General features: G+C 46.3%; 1 protein-coding gene. It reads right to left on the bottom strand.

The annotated features are described in order from the left end of the window. Positions 1-319 precede the first annotated feature (319 nt). Positions 320-1,882, bottom strand: coding sequence for an FAD-dependent oxidoreductase (locus ACR2PX_RS08705; RefSeq protein WP_433998969.1), 1,563 nt, complete (start codon positions 1,880-1,882; stop codon positions 320-322). Between the last annotated feature and the right edge of the window lie 172 nt (positions 1,883-2,054).

The raw sequence follows: 2,054 nt of genomic DNA, 5'->3' as shown, positions 1-2,054 counted from the left end.
AGAAGCTTTGCAGTCTGTTCACTCTGCTGTTCGTTGCGGGTTGAGAAAACCATGGGATAAAGGATAGTCGCTGCAAGGGAAAGGTATTATTCTCTTTCTCTGTCCAGCAGTTTTTTAGGAATTACGAAAGCTCTAACGGCTTCAATTTTCATAGTAGAGGCCTGACGTCTATCAATGGGTCACTGAAAGTGTGGATGAATAGAGAAGAATGGAGAAAGGTTAGCTCTCAATTCCACTGCTCAATAGATTATCGGTGCTTTTCCCGAAATACAGTATGAACAGATTGGCTCTGGGAGCCTGTCGGAAATTTTCGAGCTGTCTATGGAAAGTAAATCATCCCGTTGTGATCTTGCATGGCCAGAATTTCTTCAAGTGCTTGCAAACCCGCCAAATGTCCAGAGTAAGCGGCTGTAATGGCTTGTCTGGGCAGGTCGGGCTGAACGGCAACATCTCCTGCAGTAAAAACGCCTCTCAGGCAGGTATGACTCCAGCGGTATTCATGATTAAAGTCCTCTGGAGTCATAAGGCTGATACCCAGGCTCTCGGCGGAGTATTCCAATGTATTGGCAATAATGGCATCAACCAATATGGAATAGCTGCCAGCCTGAATATGATAGTGGCTTTCTGTCTGAATCAATGAAACGGACTCAGTTCTTAATGTGGAGACAGACAGATTAGATAATTGTTTATCCAAGCCTCTAAGCAGACTGGGCTCACTTTTTAAAACCGGCCAGAAACTTTTCATCGGTTTTCGAGCACCGATATCGATAAGAAATACGTCAAATCCTGACCTTTTGGCGTATAAGGCTGCTGTTTTACCGCCAATGCCTGTCCCCAAAATGGCCACTCTTTTTTTGATCCCATGACTACTGGTCGCAGTTTTGTTGAGCATCTGCGCACTGGTTGCACCTTTGGCAGCTGCCAGCAGCCGGGTATTGAAAGGACTGTCAATAGAGCCCAGAGTCAGAAAGTTGCTCTTGGGCATGGGCTGAGACCAGAGATGTTTACCGGGACCATAGCGTTGTATATAGCCTTTGTCGTTCAAGCAGACTTCAGGATAAATGCTGGACAGGGGCTTCTGTCCCGTGGCCGAGAAAACACCTGACACAGGAAGAGTCAGGCGTCCTTCCCGGTGTCGCAGGGAGCTGGCGTTCATCATGCCATCTTTATTGAGATGAACGGCCTCCAGATTATGTTCGAAGTAGAGGAAAAGATTTTTTTTGCTACGATCCAGTATTTTATACAGATGCTTGATCAAGGTCTCTTCTGCCTTGAAGTCGCTTCCTCGAACAGCAAGGTGAACTCTATTGGCGTTGAGGCTAAGGAGGTTGATGGTCTGTTCAATGGCGGAAGGTCCTCCGCCAATCACCAGAACATCTTTATTGGTAAACCGGGGTCCATCGCAGTCAGTGCATGTGAAAACCCCGGTTCCTTTGTGTGGTTCTAAAATTTTGGGAAGATTGGGTTCCGCTCCCGATGCCAGTATGACAATACTGGCAAAATAGGTAGAGCGCTCACCGTGCAAAACCTTCGGTGTCCCCTGGAGGTGAGTCTCGACAATATGATCTTCAATAATGTCGACATTGTCGTTACTTCCAGCCTTGTCTTCCATCATGTTTAGCAGGCCTTTCCCTTTTAAAATCAGGCTGCCAGGCCAGTTTTCGATATTGCCTGCTTCTTCAAGCTGACCTTTGATTTTAGGACTTTTTATCACCTTGACTGATATCGAAGGGTGGAATCTGGCAATAGTCTGAGCTGCGGTCATCGCCGCAGGCCCTCCTCCTACAATGATGACAGAGGGAGTCACCGCCCTGAGCGCAGAGCTCAGAAAGAGAGAGAGCAGCAGGCAGGCTGCTACTTTGTTGATTTTTTTATACTTCATTTTAAAAACGTTCAGCAGTGAGCAGCTCGTTGTAGAGTATTTTTCTTCTAGGAGTCTGTCGGACTTATGCTTTCGAGCATAAATTTCAGTAGAACGAGTCGAATTATTCGATGGATTCGTGAGAATAGTTGACCTATTTAATCGAATTCATCGAATAATTGGGCCGTTCTTT

Origin of the sequence: Endozoicomonas sp. (genome assembly GCF_051008435.1) — a bacterium.
GTDB lineage: Bacteria > Pseudomonadota > Gammaproteobacteria > Pseudomonadales > Endozoicomonadaceae > Endozoicomonas_A.
This window is presented reverse-complemented; position numbering and strand designations above follow the sequence as displayed.

Excerpts from the sequence above, each read along its gene's own strand:
- ACR2PX_RS08705 (WP_433998969.1), bottom strand. The coding sequence starts at position 1,882 with ATGAAGTATAAAAAAATCAACAAAGTAGCAGCCTGCCTGCTGCTCTCT.